The sequence below is a fragment of the Citrobacter sp. 506 genome, assembly GCF_050434985.1.
Classification (GTDB): Bacteria; Pseudomonadota; Gammaproteobacteria; order Enterobacterales; family Enterobacteriaceae; genus Citrobacter; species Citrobacter braakii.
Map to the genome: position 1 here is coordinate 95532 of NZ_JBNDJN010000008.1, position 21796 is coordinate 117327.

Here is a 21796-nt window from a genome sequence, read left to right on the forward strand (position 1 = left end):
GAATGGAGTTACCGAGATAATGATTGGGTCGAAAGATTACCACATTTCTTTTGGAGGAAGCATGGCAACACGTATTGAATTTCACAAGCATGGTGGCCCTGATGTACTCAAGGCAGTGGAGTTTACGCCCGTAGACCCGGCGGAAAATGAAATCCAGGTCGAGAACAAAGCGATTGGGATCAACTATATCGACACCTATATCCGCAGTGGTCTTTATCCGCCGCCTTCTCTGCCCAGCGGTCTGGGTACCGAAGCCGCAGGCGTGGTCAGTAAAGTCGGTAGCAAAGTGACGCACATTAAAGCCGGCGATCGCGTGGTTTACGCGCAGTCTCCCCTAGGCGCCTACAGCTCAGTGCATAACGTCCCGGCTGATAAAACCGCTATTTTGCCCAACGCTATCTCGTTTGAACAAGCTGCAGCCTCATTTCTTAAAGGGCTCACCGTTTTTTATCTGTTGCGTAAGACCTATGAAATTCAGCCCGATGAACCATTTTTGTTCCATGCGGCAGCAGGCGGCGTCGGTATGATTGCCTGCCAGTGGGCAAAAGCATTGGGTGCGAAGCTGATTGGCACCGTCGGTAATGCGCAAAAAGCGCAAATTGCGCTGCAGGCCGGCGCATGGCAGGTCATTAACTATCGTGAAGAGAGCATTGTAGAACGAGTAAAAGAGATCACTGGCGGTAAAAAAGTGCGGGTGGTGTATGACTCGGTGGGGAAAGATACCTGGGAAGCCTCACTGGATTGCCTGCAGCGCCGGGGGCTCATGGTCAGCTTTGGTAATGCTTCCGGACCGGTGACTGGCGTTAACTTAGGCATTCTGAATCAGAAAGGTTCGCTGTACGTGACTCGCCCTTCACTCCAGGGTTACATCACCAACCACCATGAATTAACCGAAGCCAGCAATGAGCTTTTCTCGCTGATTGCCAGCGGAGTGATCAAAGTGGATGTCGCACCGGGCCAGACGTTCGCACTGCACGACGCGCAGCGTGCTCATGAAGTGCTGGAAAGCCGGGCCACACAGGGGTCGAGTTTGCTGATCCCGTAACGCCCTCATTTCCGCTAAATAATTCAAGCCGCCAACAAACCTGCAGTTTGAATTATGAAGAGGGAAGAAAGAATTAGGGCTTCCCATAGGAAGCCCTTTCTTTTTTTAGTTCGGCTGTATGTAGGGTACAGCTCGATGAATTCGTTAACCTGGCAATAGTGACAGATTTGATAATCAATTCCTATTTGCTTCTAAAGGCAATGTTGCAGGTTGTGACACACCGCTCAATACCTTAGTAAAATCGGCGGTTATTGCGCTGATACTGTGGGACTTTTGGCGCTTTTATCGCCTTGATAACCCACACCACGGCAACGGCTAATAACAGCCAGGGCAACAGTTTAATCATCAACGCAAATAGTCCGCCCAAAAACATCACAACAGTGGCTACCACCAATGCGGCCAGCACTCCCAGCAAAGATACGCCGGTGACCATCAGCATGATAAAAAATCCAATCACAAAAAGTAGTTCCAGCATGGCTCTCTCCCGAAATGAAATACTCTCCACAGCTTTACAAGAAACATGCCAAAATTAATATATTGATTTATAAAGCAAACGCCCCGCGACGAAGCGCAGGGCGTGGTGAAATTCACTAACTTTTGGCGAAAACTTAACGTTTGTCTGCCACCAGCTTCAGCGCATGTTCCAGAACCTCAATATCTGCCCCGGCTTTATGCGCATTTTCGCTCAGATAGCGACGCCACTGCCGTGCCCCTGGAATCCCCTGAAACAGTCCCAACATATGGCGCGTGACATGCCCCAAATAGGTTCCTTTACTCAGTTCACGCTCAATATACGGATACATCGCACGCACTACGGCGACCGGATCGGCATCTTCGCTGGTGACAGCAAAAATCTCGCGGTCAACGGACGCCAGAATGCCTGGGTTTTGATAAGCTTCGCGCCCCACCATCACGCCATCCATATGTTGCAGATGGATTTTCGCTTCTTCCAACGATTTTATGCCACCGTTGATCGACATCGTCAGATGCGGAAAATCGCGCTTTAGCTGATAAACACGGTCATAATCCAGCGGTGGGATTTCGCGGTTTTCTTTCGGGCTTAGCCCGGACAGCCAGGCCTTGCGGGCGTGGATGATAAACATCTCACATTCACCGTTACCGGTGACCGTGTTGATGAAATCGCACAGGAATTCGTAGCTGTCCTGGTCATCAATACCAATACGGGTTTTCACCGTTACCGGAATCGATACCACATCGCGCATCGCTTTGACGCAATCAGCGACCAGTTGCGCATTTCCCATCAGACAGGCACCAAACATTCCATTCTGTACACGATCGGAAGGGCAACCCACGTTGAGGTTAATTTCGTCATAGCCCCGTTGTTCAGCAAGCTTTGCGCACTGCGCCAGCGCAGCCGGATCGCTCCCGCCCAGTTGCAAAGCGACCGGATGTTCTTCTTCGCTATACGCCAGATAATCGCCTTTACCATGAATGATCGCGCCGGTGGTTACCATCTCCGTGTAGAGCAGCGTCTGGCTGGACAGTAAGCGCAAAAAGTAGCGGCAATGTCTGTCCGTCCAGTCAAGCATCGGCGCGATAGAAAAACGATGAGCGGGAAAAGCGGTAGACTGAGATTCAGGCAGCATGGCGAATATTCAAGCATCCGGTTAAAAAAGGGGCGCTACTATAGCATAGACCGTTACGATAGTGAGCCACATCCTCGCGGTTCCCCCTCCCTGCTCCCCGACAAGCGCTATTTACGCCCCGGTTTTCCGTCGTGAGATCCAAAAAACTGCGGCGGATGGTCGACCCAACGATCCTCACGCGTGGCGGCATAAACCGGATTAAGCGGATAATAAATACGATTGTATTTTTTGTTCGCCTCACCCACGACCAGCAGACGTACCTCTTCACTGGTGTTATTGATAAAGGTGTGACACACGCCGGTGCCCGCCGGGAAACCGACGCTGTCACCCGGTTCCAGCTTCCATAAATAACCGTTAATCCAGGCTTCAGGATATCCTTCCAGCACATAGATAAACTCTTCCTCATCGCTTTCAGCGTGCGGATACGAGGTGCGTCGGCCCGGCGGCAGGCGCTCATGATGAATGCCGAGTCGCCCTAACCCCAGCTTGCGGGCAAGCGGCGCACCTATGGAAAACAGCTCATCGCTGTCGGGATAGGTGGAATCATCAGCCCCCTCAACTTCACGCCAGTGACGAATACAATCGGGTCTTTTCATGATTATTTTCCAGTATTGCGATGGGTCAGGTATAGCACACCGTGGTGGATCTCGGTGTTTTAAACAGAACATGTTAAAGTAAGGGATTAACCTTGCACGCAAATCGAGGCGCCAAATGGACAAAACCACCACGCAGGAGTTATTGACTCAAGCTGAAAAACTCTGTGCGCAACGCAACGTACGGCTTACGCCACAACGCCTCGAAGTGCTGCGCCTGATGAGCCTGCAGGAAGGCGCAATCAGCGCTTACGACCTACTTGACCTGTTGCGAGAAACCGAGCCGCAGGCCAAGCCGCCGACCGTGTATCGTGCGCTCGATTTTCTGCTAGAACAAGGGTTTGTGCACAAGGTGGAATCCACCAACAGCTATGTGCTTTGCCATCTGTTCGATCAGCCAACTCACAGTTCCGCAATGTTCATTTGCGACCGCTGTGGTGTGGTAAAAGAAGAGTGCGCGGAAGGCGTGGAAGACATCATGCATACGCTGGCAGCAAAAATGGGCTTTGCCCTGCGACATAACGTTATTGAAGCCCATGGACTGTGCCCGGCCTGTGTGGAGGTTGAGTCATGTCGTCACCCTGGCGAATGCCAGCATGACCATACGATTCAGGTGAAGAAGAAAGTCGGGCGTTAAGCGGGTGGGAGAGCGTACATCCTTGTACTCTCAGGAGGGAAGGGTTAATTACCAGCGGTAATCATTACGTTTTTCCCAATCGGTCACTTCTTTCTCCGCCTGATCTTTCGCGTAACCGTAACGCTCCTGGACTTTACCGACCAGTTGGTCACGTTTACCTTCAATGACCGTCATATCATCATCGGTCAGTTTGCCCCATTGCTCTTTCACTTTACCTTTAAACTGCTTCCAGTTACCGCCGACTTCGTCTTTATTCATCATCAAGTCCTCATCGTTAGGTTGTGAATAGCGAGAGTGCCATGTCCAGACACATGCTGTTTTTGCTGGACGTGAGAATAAGTGTAGTCAGGGATTCTGGGTTTTATTTACTATTCGGAATTTTTAACCATCCGTTCAGGCAAACCAGGTTCTATTACGCCAGTGACGTCGCCAGATAAAGGCCAGGGAAAGCCCACGCAGCGCGAGAAAAACGGTTAACGCCAGCCACAAACCATGATTTCCCAGCAACGGTAAAGCCAGTAGCGTTAATGCGAATCCTGCTGCGGCAACGGCCATACTGTTGCGCATTTCTGCAGCCCGTGTCGCTCCAATAAACATACCGTCGAGCAGATAACACCACACTCCCACTAGCGGCAAAACCACCTGCCAGAAAAGATAGCGATCGGCCAACAGTTGGATTTGCGGCAGCGAGGTCAGCAGCGCAACAATCTGCTCGCCAAACAGGGCGTAAACCAGCGAAAACAGAATAGCCACAATACCGGACTGTCGACAGGCCGCCCGCCAGACATCAAGCAACTGGCTGCCATCCCTCGCCCCATAGGCCTGACCCGAATGCGCTTCCACAGCATAGGCAAATCCATCCAGCGCGTAGGCGGTAAACGTCAGCAGAGTCATCAGAACGGCGTTTACCGCGATGATGTCGCCTCCCAAACGCGCGCCCAGAACCGTAATGGCCCCAAAGCAGAGCTGTAGCAGCAGAGAACGCAGCATGATGTCGCGGTTGAGCGCCAGCAAACGACGGAAGTTACCACGCCACGCCAGCTTCAACATTGCCAGCGAAATTCCACGCATATGCAGGACTTTGCGTACCATCATCAGGCCAATCAGCAGCGTGGCATATTCGGCAATCACCGTCGCCAACGCCGCCCCCTGCACGTTCATATGCAGGCCCATTACCAGCCATAAATCGAGCACAATGTTGAGAATATTGCCGACAATCAACAGGATAACTGGCGCGCGCGCATACTGAACGCCAAGTAACCAACCGAGCAGCACCAGATTCGCCAGCGACGCGGGTGCGCTTAACCAGCGGATTTCCAGGAAACGTCGGGCCTGCTCCAGTACCGCCTCACTTCCGCCGACAATGTGCAGAGCCAGATCGATAATCGGCGTACGAAACAGTGCGATAAGCAACCCCGCGCCCAGCGCCAGCAATAGCGGCTGCACCAACGCGCGCGCCAGCGCCTGCGGATTTTTCGCGCCAAATGCCTGTGCGGTAAGGCCGGTGGTACTCATGCGCAAAAAAAGCAGCAGCATAAAGAGAAAGCTGGTCGCCGTGGCGCCAACAGCAACGCCGCCAAGATAGACCGGACTGTCCAGATGACCAATCACCGCGGTGTCCACCAGTCCCAACAGGGGAACGGTGATATTGGAGAAGATCATCGGTAAGGCGAGGTGCCAGAGTGCTTTATCAGAAGAGGTAAAGAAAGGCATACAGGAGAGCCTGAGAAGAAGTTAGATATACTGAAAAAAGATGCTGTGTAGGCCCGGTAAGCGTAGCGCCACCGGGCAAGTTGCCGGATAGCGACGTAAACGTCTTACCCGGGCTACAGGGAATCAACAGAAAATTACAGCCATTCACCATTACGAATGACGCCTACCGCCAACCCTTCAATAGTGAAGTTATGCTCGCGCAGGTCGACAACAATAGGTTTAAATTCGCTGTTTTCAGGCAGGAGCTCAACCTTGTTGCCCTGCTTTTTCAGACGCTTGACGGTGACTTCGTCATCGATACGGGCAACAACGACCTGACCGTTACGCACATCCTGAGTTTTATGCACAGCCAGTAAATCACCGTCCATAATACCGATGTCTTTCATCGACATACCGCTAACGCGCAGCAGAAAATCGGCGTTCGGTTTGAACAGTGAAGGATCGACCTGATAGTGGCCTTCGATGTGCTGCTGCGCCAGCAGTGGCTCGCCTGCCGCTACGCGTCCGACAAGCGGTAACCCTTCTTCTTCTTCCTGCAGCAGTCGAATACCGCGCGATGCGCCGGATACAATTTCAAGGACGCCTTTACGCGCAAGCGCTTTCAGGTGTTCTTCAGCGGCGTTTGGGGAACGGAACCCCAAACGCTGCGCGATCTCCGCACGCGTCGGTGGCATACCTGTCTGGCTGATGTGATCCCTAATGAGATCAAACACCTCTTGCTGCCTGGCCGTTAACGCTTTCATTCCGCCCCCTGGGTGTATATACAGTTATGCTGTGAGTATATACAGCTAAAGGTGATTTTGGAACCGCAAACTGCACAAAAAACAGGAGATTTATGCAGTTGTGGAATCTTTATCGCAAATGCGACCACAACAGGATGCCCCAGGTGATCAGAGCGACAAAAATAGACAGCAATACCGCTGCCGAGCCCATATCTTTCGCCCGACCGGAAAGTTCGTGATACTCAGAGCCAATACGGTCAACCACCGCCTCAATCGCACTGTTGAGGATTTCAACGATCATCACCAGCATCACGGAACCAATCAACAGCACGCGGGTAATGGCGTCGACGTCCAGCCAGCAGGCGATGGCTACGCCCAAAAGTACGGCAACGCTTTCCTGGCGGAATGCCGCCTCATTGATCCATGCGGCGCGAAAACCTTTCCAGGAATAGCCTGCAGCTTTGATAATTCGGGTGAATCCAGTGGTATTATTGGCCATCAAAAAGAACCTTTTTACATTATTAGCGTCAATGTCATTGTAACGTTACCCCGTTTGTTTCAGGGTGTGGCAAAGCAGCGCGAAGTATGACCGGATACACCAGAAATTCACTAAACTTTCTGATATCCTTGCAGCGCATTTGCATTATTAACCAGAGGCTTTACATCGTTTATGTCCGGCTGGCCACGAATTTACTACAAATTACTGAATTTACCATTAAGCGTCCTGGTAAAAAGCAAGTCTATTCCGGCAGAACCTGCCCCGGAATTGGGGCTCGATACTTCGCGTCCCATTATGTATGTCCTACCGTACAACTCAAAAGCAGACTTGCTGACGCTGCGTGCCCAATGTCTGGTGCACGATCTCCCGGATCCCCTGGAACCGCTGGAGATAGACGGAACTCTGCTGCCGCGCTACGTGTTTATTCACGGCGGCCCGCGCGTGTTCACCTATTACACGCCGAAAGAAGAGTCCATTAAGCTGTTCCATAACTATCTCGACTTGCATCGCAGCAATCCAGACCTGGATGTGCAAATGGTGCCGGTTTCGGTGATGTTTGGCCGTGCGCCTGGGCGTGAAAAAGGCGAGGTCAATCCGCCGCTGCGCATGCTGAACGGCGTACAGAAATTCTTTGCTGTGTCCTGGCTGGGTCGCGACAGTTTTGTCCGCTTCTCCCCGTCGGTCTCCCTGCGTCGCATGGCGGACGAACACGGTACGGATAAAATCATCGCTCAGAAGCTGGCTCGCGTGGCGCGCATGCACTTTGCTCGTCAGCGTCTGGCCGCAGTCGGCCCGCGCCTCCCTGCCCGCCAGGACCTGTTCAATAAGCTGCTGGCCTCAAAAGCTATCGCTCGCGCGGTAGAAGATGAAGCGCGCAGTAAAAAAATCTCCCACGAAAAAGCGCAGCAAAATGCCATTGCGCTGATGGAAGAGATTGCCGCCAACTTCTCCTACGAGATGATTCGTCTGACAGACCGTATTCTGGGCTTTACCTGGAACCGTCTGTATCAGGGGATTAACGTTCACAATGCGGAGCGTGTACGTCAGTTGGCGCACGATGGGCACGAAATCGTCTATGTTCCGTGTCACCGCAGCCATATGGACTATATGCTGCTGTCGTACGTTCTGTACCACCAGGGGCTGGTTCCGCCGCACATCGCTGCCGGTATCAACCTGAACTTCTGGCCAGCAGGTCCGATTTTCCGTCGTCTGGGCGCGTTCTTTATTCGTCGTACCTTCAAGGGCAACAAGCTCTATTCCACCGTTTTCCGCGAATACCTGGGCGAGTTGTTCAGCCGCGGCTACTCGGTTGAATACTTTGTCGAAGGAGGCCGTTCACGTACCGGGCGCCTGCTCGACCCGAAAACCGGCACGCTGTCGATGACCATTCAGGCGATGCTGCGCGGCGGTACGCGTCCGATTACCCTCGTCCCCATCTACATCGGCTACGAGCACGTAATGGAAGTGGGCACGTACGCGAAAGAGCTGCGTGGCGCGACGAAAGAGAAAGAGAGTTTGCCGCAAATGCTGCGTGGCTTGAGCAAGCTGCGTAATCTGGGTCAGGGGTATGTCAACTTTGGCGAACCGATGCCATTGATGACTTACCTCAACCAGCATGTACCGGAGTGGCGTGAATCGATCGATCCTATCGAGTCCATCCGTCCGGCCTGGCTGACGCCGACGGTGAATAGCATTGCCGCCGATCTGATGGTACGCATTAACAACGCAGGCGCGGCCAATGCCATGAACCTGTGCTGTACCGCGCTGTTGGCCTCCCGCCAGCGCTCTCTGACCCGTGAGCAACTGACCGAACAGCTCGACTGCTATCTGAGTCTGCTGCGCAACGTGCCGTACGCGGCGGATTGTACGGTTCCTGCGCAGAGCGCCAGTGAATTGATCGACCATGCCTTACAGATGAATAAGTTTGAGGTCGAGAAAGACACCATCGGTGACATCATCATTCTGCCGCGCGAGCAGGCGGTATTGATGACGTATTACCGCAACAACATTGCGCATATGCTGGTTCTGCCTTCGTTAATGGCAGCCATTGTGACTCAGCATCGTCGTATTTCACGCGCCGCGCTACAGCAGCATATTGATGCGCTGTACCCAATGCTGAAAGCAGAGCTGTTCTTACGTTGGGAGCGTGATGAACTCACCGGAGTGATTGACGAACTGGCCAGCGAAATGCAGCGCCAGGGACTGATCGCCCTGAACGATGACGAACTGCATATCAATCCGGCCCGCTCTCGTACGCTACAGCTGTTGGCGGCGGGTGCTCGCGAGACGTTGCAACGCTACGCCATTACCTTCTGGCTGCTGAGCGCGAACCCGTCTATCAACCGTGGCACACTGGAGAAAGAGAGCCGCACCGTGGCGCAACGCCTCTCCGTACTGCACGGCATTAACGCGCCGGAATTCTTCGATAAAGCCGTGTTCAGCTCTCTGGTGCTGACGCTGCGTGACGAGGGATTCATCAGCGATACCGGAGATGCCGAACCGGAAGAGACGATGAAAATCTATCAGATGTTGGCCGAACTGGTCACGTCAGATGTGCGTCTGACCATCGAGAGCGCCACACAGGGCGAGTAAGCATAAAAAAACCGGTCGAAATAAAATGACCGGTTTTTTATTTTGCAGGCTAAGCCAAACTCAAAAATGCCAGTAGCTCATCGCCAGCCCTAAGAACAGCACCAGACCGACGTAGTTATTGTTCATAAACGCTTTAAAACAGGCATCACGCTCGCGATTGACGATCAGTTTCTGCTGATATACAAACAGCGCGCCAGCCACCAGCAGAGACCAGTAATAACCCAGTCCCAGCCCATTTAGCCAACCCACCAGCGCCATCAGCACCAGTACGCCCACCTGCAGGATACCAATGATCAGCTTGTCGTTTTGACCGAACAGAATCGCGGTCGATTTAATGCCGATCTTCAGGTCATCATCGCGGTCAACCATCGCATACTGCGTGTCGTAGGCCACCGCCCAGAGAATATTGGCGAGGAACATCAGCCAGCAGCTCAGCGGTACGGACTCGCTCACGGCGGCGAACGCCATCGGGATCGACCAGCCAAACGCCGCCCCCAGCACCACCTGCGGCAGGTGCGTATAGCGTTTCATGAACGGGTAAACCCACGCCAGCGCTAACGCCGCAACGGACAACAAAATGGTCATCGTGTTGAGCGTCAAAACCAGCAGGAAGGCCAGCAGTACCAATACGACGAACAGCGTTCGGGCCTCTTTTTCAGTGACGGCCCCGCTCGGCAGCGGTCGATTTGCGGTGCGTTTAACGTGTCCGTCAAATTTCCTGTCGGCATAATCATTCACCACGCAGCCGGCGGCGCGCATTAACCAAACGCCAGCGACAAAAACCGCCAGGATCCACAATTGCGGCATGCCTGGGGTTGCCACCCACAATGCCCACAGCGTAGGCCAGAGCAGCAGTAAGGCACCGATTGGCTTATCCGTACGCATCAAGCGGTGAAATGCCAGCAGCTTATTCTGCGTCAGACTCCACTCCATCTTTATCTTCCTCTCAGTACAACGGCGATGCAGGTAGAAAAAGCTCGGTAAGCATCAGCGGCTTACCGCTCAGCCGCAGGCGGGAACGGCGCCCCCACAGCGCTGCATCGCGGCCAATCTCAATAAAATCTCGGGTCAATGTCGATGATGTAAACAGGTAACGTCCGAGCGGGGTTTTCCCCAGATTTTGTAAGGCCAGCTCAGGGCCGCACAAGGTTGATTCAGGCACCACGGTCCGCCCGGCAAGCCAGGGTTCACCATCCGCGCATAACAGGATTTCACGTAACCAATAACGGGACTCTTTAGGCAGCAGCGGCAGCTCTTCAGGCACCTCATTTTGCCCAACGAATGCTTCGCGAATCAACGTTACGGTGACCTGTTTTCCCTGCTGCTCAAAACGTTTAGTCATGGAATCTTCCAGTAACAACCAGTCGAGCAGTTGGGCGTCCAGCGCCGGGATCGCATCAAAATAACGCAGCGCACGCAGTTGCGTTAACGCAGGGTGTGGCATGCCTTACTCTCCGATTTATAACTTGAAGGCATTGTATCGCAGAAAATGCATTACGGGGTGAGCAAACACAATTAAGTGATCGCCAGAGCAACATAAGTGTAACAATTAGCACCGAAGGATAAAAAAAGGTGCGCCAGGAGACGCACCAGTTGTTGCAAAATCAACAATGCGGGGCGATGTTTACCCCTTGCCTTTTACACTGCTGATAAAGGTGGATCGGGCAGATTTGGATCCCAGACGCTCAGCTTCATCAAGCAGCTTCAGCGCTTTATCGACATCGCCTTTCGCAACGGCATCCTTAATGCCCTGGTTAAAATAACTTTCCGTGTCGTTCAGCATCGGCTCACTTTTCTTCACCGGTTGTGGCGCTGGAGCAGCAACGGCTGCTGCCGGAGCCGCATAGGTCACCGCAGGCGCGGCGGTATTGCCCACCGTGACAGGACCAGGGCCGGATGAGCCAAACAGCGGCCCGACCAGAACACTGGAGGAGGAGCTGGTTTTGACTTTCAGTTTCAGTAAACCGTCGGTGGTATGACGGGCGATCGGGTCTGGAATATCCGGAATAGCGTTACCTACGCCCTTGGCATAGGCTTTTGCCGGGTCAAGCAGGGTTGTGGTCTGCTGGAGATCTTTATCAGTGGTAAAGACCAAAACATAGAGTTTTTGCTGACCCAGCGCTGGCGTCAGACGCATTACTCCTTCCAGACGATCGGCACTCATCACGCCGGGCTCCTGGTAGGTAAAATAGCTGCTGGGGAAGAACGCAGATGGCGTCATGTTTTGGTCAAGAATTAATACGTTTGGCGCAAATACGCTGGTTTGTTTATTCACTTCACTGGACAGCGTCAGGGTGAGTTCGCCAATATTCGCCGGGACGCTATACGCAGCGACCGGGCCAGTAATACCGGCGACATCCAGACGCTGACCCGCTGTCGCAAGCGGCGAAGACTGGGTTTTGGATTGATCAACAGGCGTCCAGGTTAACTGCTGCAGCGCCGCAGTGGGAATAGATGGGGCCGCGGTGGTGTTCTGCGGAACAATATTCACATCGGCCAGGCTGATGCCAGGTGCGCTGGCAAATAACCCTGCAGATAAACAAAGGGCAACGAGACTTTTCTTCATTTTCATTGTTATCACCTCAGATAGCATGGGTTCAGCGGTGGCCAGGCAATAGCGCGCTAAACCGTAATCAAGAGGGGCTTGCGCCCCTCTTTCGGTCTTTACGTCAGGTTAGTGCTGAATTACCACCAGATTTCCATCTGGGCACCGAAGGACCACTCATCGCTGTCGCCACGGCTGGTTGTGCTGAGGCCAGAGTTCGTTGCCGCTGCGAATTTGGTTACGTCGTTACCATTTTTGATGTAACCCCACTCTTCATCCCATTTTGCATAGGTTGCGAAGACGCGGATTGCCGGACGAGACCAGATGCTGTCACCCGCCTGCCATTGTTGGGCCAGGGTGATTTTGTACTGGCTGTTGCGATCGCTGGTCTGCTGAGATTTGACGTTGTCGTAACCGACTTCCAGCAGGGTGCTCATGATTGGCGTCCATTTATACATCGGGCGAATACCGACGGTGTACCATTCGGTCCCCAGGTCGTTATCCATGTCGAGGTTCTGGTACATACCGACGTACATCAGGTCCCACTTGTCGCCCAGGGAGATTGCACCGTGGTCCAGCACGCGGAACAGGCTACCGTTGTTATTCACAACGTTGTTGGCATAGTTGGTTTTAACGCCAGTAACGGGATCTTCAATGGTCGTAGTGGAAGAACCATAAGAACCCTGGTTCAGGCCTTTGCCCTGGGTGGTCATGGAATCTGTGGCGTACTGAACGACAAACTTGTTGTAGCCCTTCAGCATGCTCTGGGTATGTTCAGCGGTGAACATCCAACCATCTTTAGATGCGCCGTCCGCCAGCCTGTAATCATCGGTGGTATTCGCGCGACCATAGTCAACGCCCAGTTCCAACATCCCATCCGGGTTAGTTGCCAACTGCGCTAAACGAACGTCAAATACATCGTTCGCGGTGTCTTTGGTACGATCATAGATATTCTGGCTGCTGAAAGCGTATGAACCACCCGCTTCCTGTGAACGGCTCGCTGCCAAAGACAGTTTACCGAAGCCCAGATCAATGTTTTCAATACCGGCGCCAGGACCTGAAATATCCCAGTAGTAGAAGTCGATCATGTGTACGTCATGACGCTGGTAGAAGCGCTTACCGGCCCAGATAGTGGAGCCTGGCAGCCATTCGATTAGGTTTTTACCCTGCACGTTTGCTTCACGGAATGCCGGGTCTGTGCCTTCCCAGTCATTCTGCTGTGCGACGGAGTAAGCAACGTTGGTGTCGAAGTAGAAGCTCTTATCGCCTTCTTTCCACACTTCCTGACCTAATTTGATTTCCGCATAGGTTTCACATTCGTTACCGAGACGGTATTTACTTTGTGCACCGGTTGCCTGGAAACACTGTTGTTCACCGCCACTCCCTGTCCAGCCAATACCGGAACGAGCGTAACCGTGGAAATCTACAGCCATTGCCTGAACAGACATAATGCCTGCTGCTACAGCAACCGCCAGAGGGAGTTTGCGCAGAGTAATCATCGTTCTATCTCCTGAGATCATTGCTTTTCTTTAAACGCGTCCCCCTTCGGGCTGCCTCTTTGTTGGCTGCGTTCTTTCACCCCAGTCGCGTACTCTTTGTACACTCCCGGGGATTCATTTACTTGCCGCCTCGATGTAGCTTCGAATGGCTTTGCGTTTCGTTTTTTATGGGGACCTTAAACGCCCGGCTCTTGATGCAACCGACGACATGCAGTGCCATCCTCACGGAACAGATGGCAACGCTCTGGCGGCAGGCCGATGGCGAATGTGGCACCCTCTTCTACCAACACCACGTCGTTCTGGCGGTAAACCAGGTTTTGACGGATGGCGGGGATCTGGATATGAATTTGAGTTTCGTGACCAAGCTGCTCGACCACCTGCACTTCACCTTCGAGGGTGACATCGGCGATATCGCTGGGCAGCAGATGTTCCGGGCGGATACCTAAAGACATGTTGGCACCAACCTGTACCGCATGGCTGTCCACTGGTAGCCATATTTGCTGGCGGTTGGGCAGTTCAACCTGCACCTGATCGATGGCCGTCCCGGTGACTTTCACCGGCAGGAAGTTCATCTTCGGCGACCCAATAAAGCCCGCCACAAAGCGGTCAGCCGGATAGTGGTATAGCTCCAGCGGTTTGCCGACCTGCGCCACGCGACCAGCATCCAGCACCACAATTTTGTCGGCCAGCGTCATCGCTTCGACCTGATCGTGGGTGACGTAAATCATCGTGCGGCCAAGACGTTTATGCAGACGGGAGATTTCAATTCGCATTTGCACACGCAGAGCGGCGTCGAGGTTCGACAGCGGTTCATCCAGCAGGAATACGCGCGGCTCGGCAACCAGCGTTCGGCCAATCGCCACACGCTGACGTTGTCCGCCGGAAAGCGCTTTCGGTTTACGCTCCAGCAGGTGCGCCAGTTGCAGAACTTCCGCGACCTGATTCACGCGCTGATTCATCACCTCTTTTTTTGCGCCAGCCAGTTTGAGGCCAAACGACATGTTTTCTGCGACGGATAAATGGGGATACAACGCGTAGGACTGAAAGACCATGCCCACGCCGCGTTCGGCGGGGGGAATGTCGTTCATCCGGGTCTCCCCGATAAACAGGTCGCCACTGGTGATGGTTTCAAGTCCGGCGATCATACGCAGCAAGGTCGACTTACCGCAGCCTGACGGTCCGACAAACACCACGAATTCCCCTTCGTGAATGTCGAGATTGATATCTTTCGATACCACCACGTCACCCCAGGCTTTCGTTACATTTCGCAGCTGTACGCTCGCCATGCCCTTCTCCCTTCGTTACAACCTGTCATCGACAGCAACATTCATGATGGGCTGACTATGCGTGATCCCTTGACTGCGTGAATCCTCCACCCCCAGCTTTTTTATGGGGGAGGAGGCGGGAGGATGAGAGAACAGCGTCTGAGACCCGGGCCGTACGCCGCGGAGGAATTTCGTGATGCAGCCTGCAAAAATCAGTGGGTTTTTATGTGCGCCAGTACGCAATACTCACATTTATGTAACACAGATCACATAAAGAGCGGGTGGGGCGTAGGGGTAAGGAGGATGGAAAGAGGTTGTCGTATAAAGAAACTAGTAACCGTTAAGCCACCTCTGCAAAATCACCAAACAGGATGGGAACTATGAAAATCAAAACTGGCGCACGCATCCTCGCATTGTCTGCATTAACGACGATGATGTTTTCCGCCTCGGCTCTCGCCAAGATTGAAGAAGGTAAGCTGGTTATCTGGATTAACGGCGACAAAGGCTATAACGGCCTCGCTGAAGTGGGCAAAAAATTCGAGAAAGACACCGGTATCAAAGTCACCATTGAGCACCCGGACAAACTGGAAGAGAAGTTCCCACAGGTTGCCGCGACTGGCGACGGCCCGGACATCATCTTCTGGGCACATGACCGTTTTGGCGGCTACGCTCAGTCTGGCCTGCTGGCTGAAATCACCCCAGATAAAGCGTTCCAGGACAAACTCTATCCGTTCACCTGGGATGCCGTACGCTATAACGGCAAACTGATTGCCTACCCAATTGCGGTTGAAGCGCTGTCGCTGATTTACAACAAAGACCTCGTTCCGAACCCGCCAAAAACCTGGGAAGAAATTCCTGCGCTGGATAAAGAACTGAAGGCGAAAGGGAAATCCGCGCTGATGTTCAACCTGCAAGAACCGTACTTCACCTGGCCGCTGATTGCCGCCGACGGCGGTTACGCGTTCAAGTTTGAAAACGGCAAGTACGACGTGAAAGACGTGGGCGTGGACAACGCGGGCGCAAAAGCGGGTCTGACCTTCCTGGTTGATCTGATCAAGAACAAACACATGAACGCGGATACCGATTACTCCATCGCCGAAGCGGCCTTTAACAAAGGTGACACCGCGATGACCATCAACGGTCCGTGGGCGTGGTCCAACATCGATAAGAGCAAGGTGAATTACGGCGTTGCCCTGCTGCCAACCTTCAAGGGTAAACCGTCCAAACCGTTCGTGGGCGTTCTGAGCGCAGGTATCAACGCTGCCAGCCCGAACAAAGAACTGGCAAAAGAGTTCCTCGAAAACTACCTGCTGACCGATCAGGGTCTGGATGAAGTGAATAAGGACAAACCGCTGGGCGCGGTTGCGCTGAAATCCTTCCAGGATCAGTTAGCGAAAGACCCGCGTATCGCGGCCACCATGGATAACGCCCAGAAAGGCGAGATCATGCCGAACATCCCGCAGATGTCCGCATTCTGGTATGCCGTTCGTACCGCAGTGATCAACGCTGCCAGCGGCCGTCAGACCGTCGATGCCGCGCTGAAAGATGCACAAGGTCGTATCACCAAGTAATACGGTTTCCCTTATTTCTTAGGGAATCAGGTTTATTGAATACGTTGTTACGCGAAATCATTCGCGCTACATCGAGGCGGCAAGGAGGCAAATCCCCAGGAGCTTACATAAGTAAGTGACTGGGGTGAGCTTCCGCAGCCAACAAAGAGGTAGTGCGAAGGATAAAGCGTAAAGAGGATTGATCCCCATGGATGTCATTAAAAAGAAACACTGGTGGCAAAGCGACCGGCTGAAATGGTCAGTGATGGGTCTGCTTGGGCTGCTGGTCGGTTACCTTGTTGTTTTGATGTATGCTCAGGGGGAGTACCTGTTTGCCATCATGACGCTGATTTTAAGCTCTGCTGGCCTGTATATTTTTGCTAACCGTAAAGCCTACGCCTGGCGCTATGTTTACCCAGGCGTTGCAGGGATGGGGCTGTTTGTCCTGTTTCCGCTAATTTGTACTATCGCAATTGCCTTTACCAACTACAGCAGCACCAACCAACTGACCTTTGAACGTGCTCAGGAAGTCCTGATGGACCGTTCTTATCAGGCGGGGAAAACCTACAACTTCGGCCTGTATCCGGCGGGTACGGAGTGGCAACTGGCCCTCACCGACGGTGTAACTGGCAAGAATTATCTCTCCGACGCCTTTAAATTTGGCGGCGAACAGAAACTGCAGTTGAAAGAAGCCGAGGCGCTGCCAGCGGGCGAACGTGCGACGCTGCGTGTCATCACGCAAAATCGCCAGGCGTTAACCCAACTCACCGCCATCCTGCCAGATGAAAGCAAAGTGATTATGAGTTCACTGCGCCAGTTTTCCGGCACGCAGCCACTCTATACGCTCGCTGATGACGGCACGCTCACCAACAGCCAAAGCGGCGTAAAATACCGCGCCAACAACGATATTGGTTATTATCAGGCAATTAACGCTGACGGTAGCTGGGGTAACGAAAAACTCAGCCCAGGCTATACCGTTGCCATCGGTTGGGACAACTTCGCCCGCGTATTTACCGACGAAGGCATTCAGAAACCGTTCTTCGCCATCTTTGTCTGGACGGTGGTCTTCTCCGTTCTGACCGTGATCCTCACCGTGGCCGTGGGGATGGTACTGGCCTGTCTCGTACAGTGGGAGTCTCTCAAAGGCAAAGCGATTTACCGTGTCCTGCTGATTCTGCCGTATGCCGTACCGTCGTTTATTTCGATTCTGATTTTCAAAGGGCTGTTCAACCAGAGCTTCGGTGAAATCAACATGATGCTGAGCGCGCTGTTTGGCATCAAACCGGCCTGGTTCAGCGACCCAACCACCGCGCGTTCGATGATTATTATCGTCAACACCTGGCTTGGTTACCCGTACATGATGATCCTGTGCATGGGTCTGCTTAAAGCGATCCCTGACGACCTGTATGAAGCGTCGGCGATGGATGGTGCAGGTCCGTTCCAGAACTTCTTTAAGATTACGTTGCCGCTGCTGATTAAGCCGCTGACGCCGCTGATGATCGCCAGCTTCGCCTTTAACTTTAACAACTTCGTGCTGATTCAACTGTTGACCAACGGTGGTCCAGACCGTCTTGGTACCACCACGCCAGCAGGCTATACCGACCTGCTCGTGAGCTACACCTACCGTATCGCCTTCGAAGGCGGCGGAGGTCAGGACTTCGGTCTGGCGGCGGCGATTGCCACGCTGATCTTCCTGCTGGTCGGTGCGCTGGCCATCGTGAACCTGAAAGCCACGCGTATGAAGTTTGATTAAGGGAGACAACGAACATGGCTATGGTACAACCCAAATCTCAGAAACTGCGTCTCTTAACAACGCACTTGCTGCTGCTGATTTTCATTGCAGCGATCATGTTCCCGCTGCTGATGGTTATCGCTATCTCGTTGCGTGAAGGTAACTTTGCCACCGGCAGCCTGATCCCGGAAAACATCTCCTGGGAACACTGGAAACTGGCGCTGGGCTTTAGCGTTGAGCATGCGGATGGCCGCGTGACGCCGCCGCCGTTCCCGGTGCTGTTATGGCTGTGGAACTCGGTGAAAGTAGCCACCATTACCGCGATCGGTATCGTGACGCTTTCCACCACCTGCGCTTACGCCTTTGCCCGTATGCGCTTCCCGGGCAAAGCAACCCTGCTGAAAGGGATGCTGATATTCCAGATGTTCCCGGCGGTGCTGTCTCTGGTCGCGTTGTATGCTTTGTTTGACCGCCTGGGCCAGTACATTCCGTTTATTGGTCTGAACACTCACGGTGGCGTGATCTTCGCCTATCTCGGCGGTATTGCGCTGCATGTGTGGACGATTAAGGGCTATTTCGAAACCATCGACGGTTCGCTGGAAGAAGCAGCCGCGCTGGATGGCGCAACGCCATGGCAGGCATTCCGCCTGGTGTTGCTGCCGCTTTCCGTTCCGATTCTGGCGGTCGTGTTTATTCTGTCTTTCATTGCCGCGATTACCGAAGTACCGGTCGCATCACTGCTGCTGCGTGATGTGAACAGCTATACCCTTGCGGTAGGTATGCAGCAGTACCTCAATCCACAGAACTATTTGTGGGGCGACTTTGCCGCCGCAGCTGTACTTTCAGCCATTCCGATCACTCTGGTGTTCCTGCTGGCACAGCGCTGGTTGGTCAACGGACTGACGGCGGGTGGTGTGAAAGGTTAAGTTTTACCGAAGTAACTGCCCGGCAACGGGCAATGCCACTGCAACCCTCAACTTATGTTATCCCAACCTGTGACTGTTATTCGGCGCTCTCCGGAGCGCCCTTTTTTTATGTTATTTTGCATTACGCTTACGATTATTTCCTTTCGTGCCCCCCATCACTGCAAATCAATTTTTCGCCTGAAACTCGACAAATTAAACAGAATTAAGATCACAGAAAAGACAAAACATAATTGCAATGTAAAAAATGATAATTGTCTTCCCTGCCTGTTAAATTCACCATCACCGCACTGATCAAAAGAGCTGTACCCTTTAAGGCAGGTCTGAATGAACACTCAATATAATTCCAGTTATATTTTTTCGATTACATTAGTCGCAACATTAGGAGGGCTATTATTCGGCTATGACACGGCTGTCATTTCCGGAACGGTAGAATCCTTAAATACCGTATTTGTCGCCCCACAACACTTAAGTGAATCCGCCGCCAACTCGCTGTTAGGTTTTTGCGTCGCCAGTGCGTTGATTGGTTGCATCATCGGCGGCGCGCTGGGCGGCTATTGCAGTAACCGGTTTGGTCGTCGGGACTCGCTGAAAATCGCCGCCCTGCTGTTCTTTATTTCCGGCATTGGATCCGCCTGGCCAGAATTAGGCTTTACGACGATTAATCCAGATAACGCGGTACCTGTTTATTTAGCCGGATACGTTCCCGAATTTGTTATTTATCGCATCATTGGTGGTATTGGGGTAGGTTTAGCCTCAATGCTCTCACCAATGTATATTGCTGAACTGGCACCCGCACATATTCGTGGGAAACTGGTGTCATTTAACCAGTTCGCCATTATTTTTGGTCAACTATTGGTGTATTGCGTTAACTATTTTATCGCTCGTTCAGGTGACGCTAACTGGCTGAATACTGATGGCTGGCGATATATGTTTGCGTCCGAAAGTATTCCCGCTCTGCTATTTTTACTGCTGCTGTATACCGTACCAGAAAGCCCACGCTGGCTGATGGCGCGTGGTAGACATGAACAAGCGGAAGGTATTCTGCGCAAAATTATGGGCAGCACCCTCGCCGCCCAGGCCATACAGGAGATCAATCAGTCTCTGGAACATGGTCGTAAAACCGGCGGTCGACTGCTGATGTTTGGCGCAGGCGTTATCGTCATCGGCGTGATGCTGTCTATCTTCCAGCAATTCGTCGGTATTAACGTCGTGCTCTACTATGCCCCGGAAGTGTTTAAAACGCTGGGAGCCAGCACTGACGTGGCGCTGTTGCAGACCATTATTGTTGGCGTGATCAACCTAAGCTTTACCGTATTGGCGATCATGACGGTGGATAAATTTGGTCGCAAACCGCTGCAGATTATTGGCGCCTTAGGCATGGCCATCGGTATGTTCAGCCTCGGAACCGCCTTTTATACCCAGGCTTCCGGGCTGGTTGCGTTACTGTCGATGCTGTTTTATGTCGCCGCATTCGCCATGTCCTGGGGACCGGTTTGTTGGGTGCTGCTGGCCGAAATCTTCCCCAATGCGATTCGTGGCAAAGCGCTCGCCATTGCGGTTGCCGCGCAATGGCTGGCGAACTACTTCGTTTCCTGGACTTTCCCGATGATGGACAAAAATTCGTGGCTGATTTCCCATTTCCACAACGGTTTCTCCTACTGGATTTACGGTTGTATGGGCATTCTGGCCGCGCTGTTTATGTGGAAGTTTGTGCCGGAAACCAAAGGCAAAACGCTGGAAGAACTTGAAGAGCTGTGGGAGCCCGCAGCGGAGAAAACCCAGCCGGCCTCTGCGCAGTAATTCTTACCCAAAACACGCCGCAGCCTAATTGCGGCGTGTTGTCTTTTACTCTCGCTTCAGCCGTTTGGAATTACACAGCCACAGGGTGATCACCAGCAGCAGGATCGCCGCAGAATAGATCAGCACATCCATCGGCGCTTTATGATCGACAATGATCAGCCGCACAATCGCAGTGATCCCGATATAGACAAAGTAGCGCAGCGGAAAGTGAAAACCTGACTGAAAGTACTTCACAATCAGCGCGATAAATTCAAAGTAGAGAAAGTAAACCACCAGCCCTTCCACCAGTTCATATTTGCTGGTTTGTTCCGGCGCGAATAGCACATCCGCCAGATGCAGCGTTTCTTTCCCGAGGAATACGACCAGGATCAGGCCCAGACTCAGCAACCCCAGATTCAACACGGTCTGTAAAATAGTGGAGATGAACTCCACGCGTGGACGAGATAGCGACGTCATAACAGCACCTCTTACTCAGTGGCAAGGTTCCTGTATAACGCAAAAATGTGACAGAGATCTACATTTTTTGTTTATATTTTGTGCAAGAAAGGTCAGCAGGGAATGATGAGTGCCACGACACATTTCACAGGATGAATTATGCAGCTAAGACAATCCGCTGTTCGCAACGTTACCTGCGGTGAGAACGTGGTAATTTATGAACCCGCAAATCTCTACGACTGCACATTGGGTGACAACGTTTTTGTCGGACCATTTGTTGAAATCCAGGGTAATACGCAGATTGGCGCAGACAGCAAAATTCAGTCGCACACCTTCATCTGCGAATATGTCACCCTCGGCGCCCGTTGTTTTATCGGTCACGGCGTGATGTTCGCCAACGATATGTTTCGCGAAGGAAAACCCAATGCCGACCGCAATAGTTGGGGACGTATTACGATTGGCGACGATGTCTCGGTCGGCAGCGGAGCGACCATTCTGGCGGTCACTATCTGCGATGGCGCGGTCGTCGGCGCGGGAAGCGTGGTGACCAAATCGATCACCGAGAAAGGCGTGTATGCGGGAAATCCGGCAAAATTATTACGTCGTTTATAGAGCCGGATAAGCGCAGGTCCCATC

At 52.8% G+C, this 21796-nt stretch carries 21 protein-coding genes; 8 read left to right on the forward strand and 13 right to left on the reverse strand.

Annotation, left to right across the window (positions count from 1 at the left end):
• Positions 1-61: 61 nt before the first annotated feature.
• On the forward strand, positions 62-1045 hold the full coding sequence (locus ABIE10_RS22290; protein WP_016155445.1) for a quinone oxidoreductase: 984 nt from the start codon (positions 62-64) through the stop codon (positions 1043-1045).
• 232 nt (positions 1046-1277) lie between these two features.
• Here ABIE10_RS22290 and pspG read toward each other — a convergent pair whose 3' ends face one another.
• The 3 genes from pspG to ABIE10_RS22305 form a co-directional block, all read right to left on the reverse strand.
• Positions 1278-1520, reverse strand: coding sequence for an envelope stress response protein PspG (pspG, locus tag ABIE10_RS22295; RefSeq protein ID WP_016155352.1), 243 nt, complete (start codon positions 1518-1520; stop codon positions 1278-1280).
• Between the two features lie 133 nt (positions 1521-1653).
• Complete coding sequence (dusA, locus tag ABIE10_RS22300; RefSeq protein WP_047499544.1) at positions 1654-2652, reverse strand: tRNA dihydrouridine(20/20a) synthase DusA; 999 nt, start codon at positions 2650-2652, stop codon at positions 1654-1656.
• 107 nt (positions 2653-2759) lie between these two features.
• Positions 2760-3248, reverse strand: a complete 489-nt coding sequence (locus tag ABIE10_RS22305; RefSeq protein ID WP_016155350.1) for a cupin domain-containing protein — start codon at positions 3246-3248, stop codon at positions 2760-2762.
• Positions 3249-3363: 115 nt separating this feature from the next.
• Here ABIE10_RS22305 and zur point away from each other — a divergent pair, with 115 nt between their 5' ends.
• The gene (zur, locus tag ABIE10_RS22310) at positions 3364-3882 is read left to right on the forward strand and encodes a zinc uptake transcriptional repressor Zur (RefSeq protein ID WP_046275041.1); all 519 of its coding nucleotides are present in this window, start codon (positions 3364-3366) and stop codon (positions 3880-3882) included.
• A gap of 48 nt (positions 3883-3930) precedes the next feature.
• Here zur and ABIE10_RS22315 read toward each other — a convergent pair whose 3' ends face one another.
• From ABIE10_RS22315 to ABIE10_RS22330, 4 genes are all read right to left on the reverse strand, one after another.
• Positions 3931-4140, reverse strand: coding sequence for a CsbD family protein (locus ABIE10_RS22315; protein ID WP_019077869.1), 210 nt, complete (start codon positions 4138-4140; stop codon positions 3931-3933).
• 135 nt (positions 4141-4275) lie between these two features.
• Positions 4276-5595: an MATE family efflux transporter DinF gene (gene dinF / locus ABIE10_RS22320; RefSeq protein ID WP_279265363.1), complete on the reverse strand. Its 1320-nt coding sequence runs from the start codon at positions 5593-5595 to the stop codon at positions 4276-4278.
• A gap of 134 nt (positions 5596-5729) precedes the next feature.
• Positions 5730-6338, reverse strand: a complete 609-nt coding sequence (lexA, locus tag ABIE10_RS22325; RefSeq protein ID WP_279265364.1) for a transcriptional repressor LexA — start codon at positions 6336-6338, stop codon at positions 5730-5732.
• 109 nt (positions 6339-6447) lie between these two features.
• Positions 6448-6816: a diacylglycerol kinase gene (locus ABIE10_RS22330; protein WP_003826594.1), complete on the reverse strand. Its 369-nt coding sequence runs from the start codon at positions 6814-6816 to the stop codon at positions 6448-6450.
• Between the two features lie 171 nt (positions 6817-6987).
• Between ABIE10_RS22330 and plsB the strand changes: the two genes are divergently transcribed.
• Complete coding sequence (gene plsB / locus ABIE10_RS22335) at positions 6988-9408, forward strand: glycerol-3-phosphate 1-O-acyltransferase PlsB (protein ID WP_047499542.1); 2421 nt, start codon at positions 6988-6990, stop codon at positions 9406-9408.
• Between the two features lie 60 nt (positions 9409-9468).
• On the opposite strand, the gene ubiA is transcribed toward plsB, so the two are convergent.
• The 5 genes from ubiA to malK form a co-directional block, all read right to left on the reverse strand.
• On the reverse strand, positions 9469-10341 hold the full coding sequence (ubiA, locus tag ABIE10_RS22340) for a 4-hydroxybenzoate octaprenyltransferase (RefSeq protein ID WP_003826589.1): 873 nt from the start codon (positions 10339-10341) through the stop codon (positions 9469-9471).
• Between the two features lie 13 nt (positions 10342-10354).
• Positions 10355-10852 carry a chorismate lyase gene (gene ubiC / locus ABIE10_RS22345; protein ID WP_016155346.1) on the reverse strand — a complete coding sequence of 166 codons (498 nt, stop codon included), beginning with the start codon at positions 10850-10852 and terminating at the stop codon, positions 10355-10357.
• A 180-nt stretch (positions 10853-11032) separates the two neighbouring features.
• Positions 11033-11980: a maltose operon protein MalM gene (gene malM, locus ABIE10_RS22350; RefSeq protein ID WP_016155345.1), complete on the reverse strand. Its 948-nt coding sequence runs from the start codon at positions 11978-11980 to the stop codon at positions 11033-11035.
• Between the two features lie 113 nt (positions 11981-12093).
• Entirely contained in the window at positions 12094-13452 is a 1359-nt protein-coding gene (locus tag ABIE10_RS22355; RefSeq protein ID WP_047499541.1) for a maltoporin, read from the reverse strand.
• 176 nt (positions 13453-13628) lie between these two features.
• Positions 13629-14738, reverse strand: coding sequence for a maltose/maltodextrin ABC transporter ATP-binding protein MalK (malK, locus tag ABIE10_RS22360; RefSeq protein WP_016155343.1), 1110 nt, complete (start codon positions 14736-14738; stop codon positions 13629-13631).
• Between the two features lie 359 nt (positions 14739-15097).
• Here malK and malE point away from each other — a divergent pair, with 359 nt between their 5' ends.
• The 4 genes from malE (at position 15098) to xylE (ending at position 20725) form a co-directional block, all read left to right on the forward strand.
• The gene (malE, locus tag ABIE10_RS22365) at positions 15098-16288 is read left to right on the forward strand and encodes a maltose/maltodextrin ABC transporter substrate-binding protein MalE (protein WP_016155342.1); all 1191 of its coding nucleotides are present in this window, start codon (positions 15098-15100) and stop codon (positions 16286-16288) included.
• Between the two features lie 187 nt (positions 16289-16475).
• The gene (gene malF / locus ABIE10_RS22370; RefSeq protein WP_429157091.1) at positions 16476-18020 is read left to right on the forward strand and encodes a maltose ABC transporter permease MalF; all 1545 of its coding nucleotides are present in this window, start codon (positions 16476-16478) and stop codon (positions 18018-18020) included.
• A 14-nt stretch (positions 18021-18034) separates the two neighbouring features.
• Complete coding sequence (gene malG / locus ABIE10_RS22375; RefSeq protein WP_016155340.1) at positions 18035-18925, forward strand: maltose ABC transporter permease MalG; 891 nt, start codon at positions 18035-18037, stop codon at positions 18923-18925.
• A gap of 324 nt (positions 18926-19249) precedes the next feature.
• Positions 19250-20725 carry a D-xylose transporter XylE gene (xylE, locus tag ABIE10_RS22380; protein ID WP_047499539.1) on the forward strand — a complete coding sequence of 492 codons (1476 nt, stop codon included), beginning with the start codon at positions 19250-19252 and terminating at the stop codon, positions 20723-20725.
• 45 nt (positions 20726-20770) lie between these two features.
• Here xylE and psiE read toward each other — a convergent pair whose 3' ends face one another.
• Entirely contained in the window at positions 20771-21181 is a 411-nt protein-coding gene (psiE, locus tag ABIE10_RS22385; protein WP_003031674.1) for a phosphate-starvation-inducible protein PsiE, read from the reverse strand.
• 138 nt (positions 21182-21319) lie between these two features.
• Between psiE and ABIE10_RS22390 the strand changes: the two genes are divergently transcribed.
• Positions 21320-21772 carry an acyltransferase gene (locus tag ABIE10_RS22390; RefSeq protein ID WP_429157095.1) on the forward strand — a complete coding sequence of 151 codons (453 nt, stop codon included), beginning with the start codon at positions 21320-21322 and terminating at the stop codon, positions 21770-21772.
• The last annotated feature ends 24 nt before the right edge of the window (positions 21773-21796 follow it).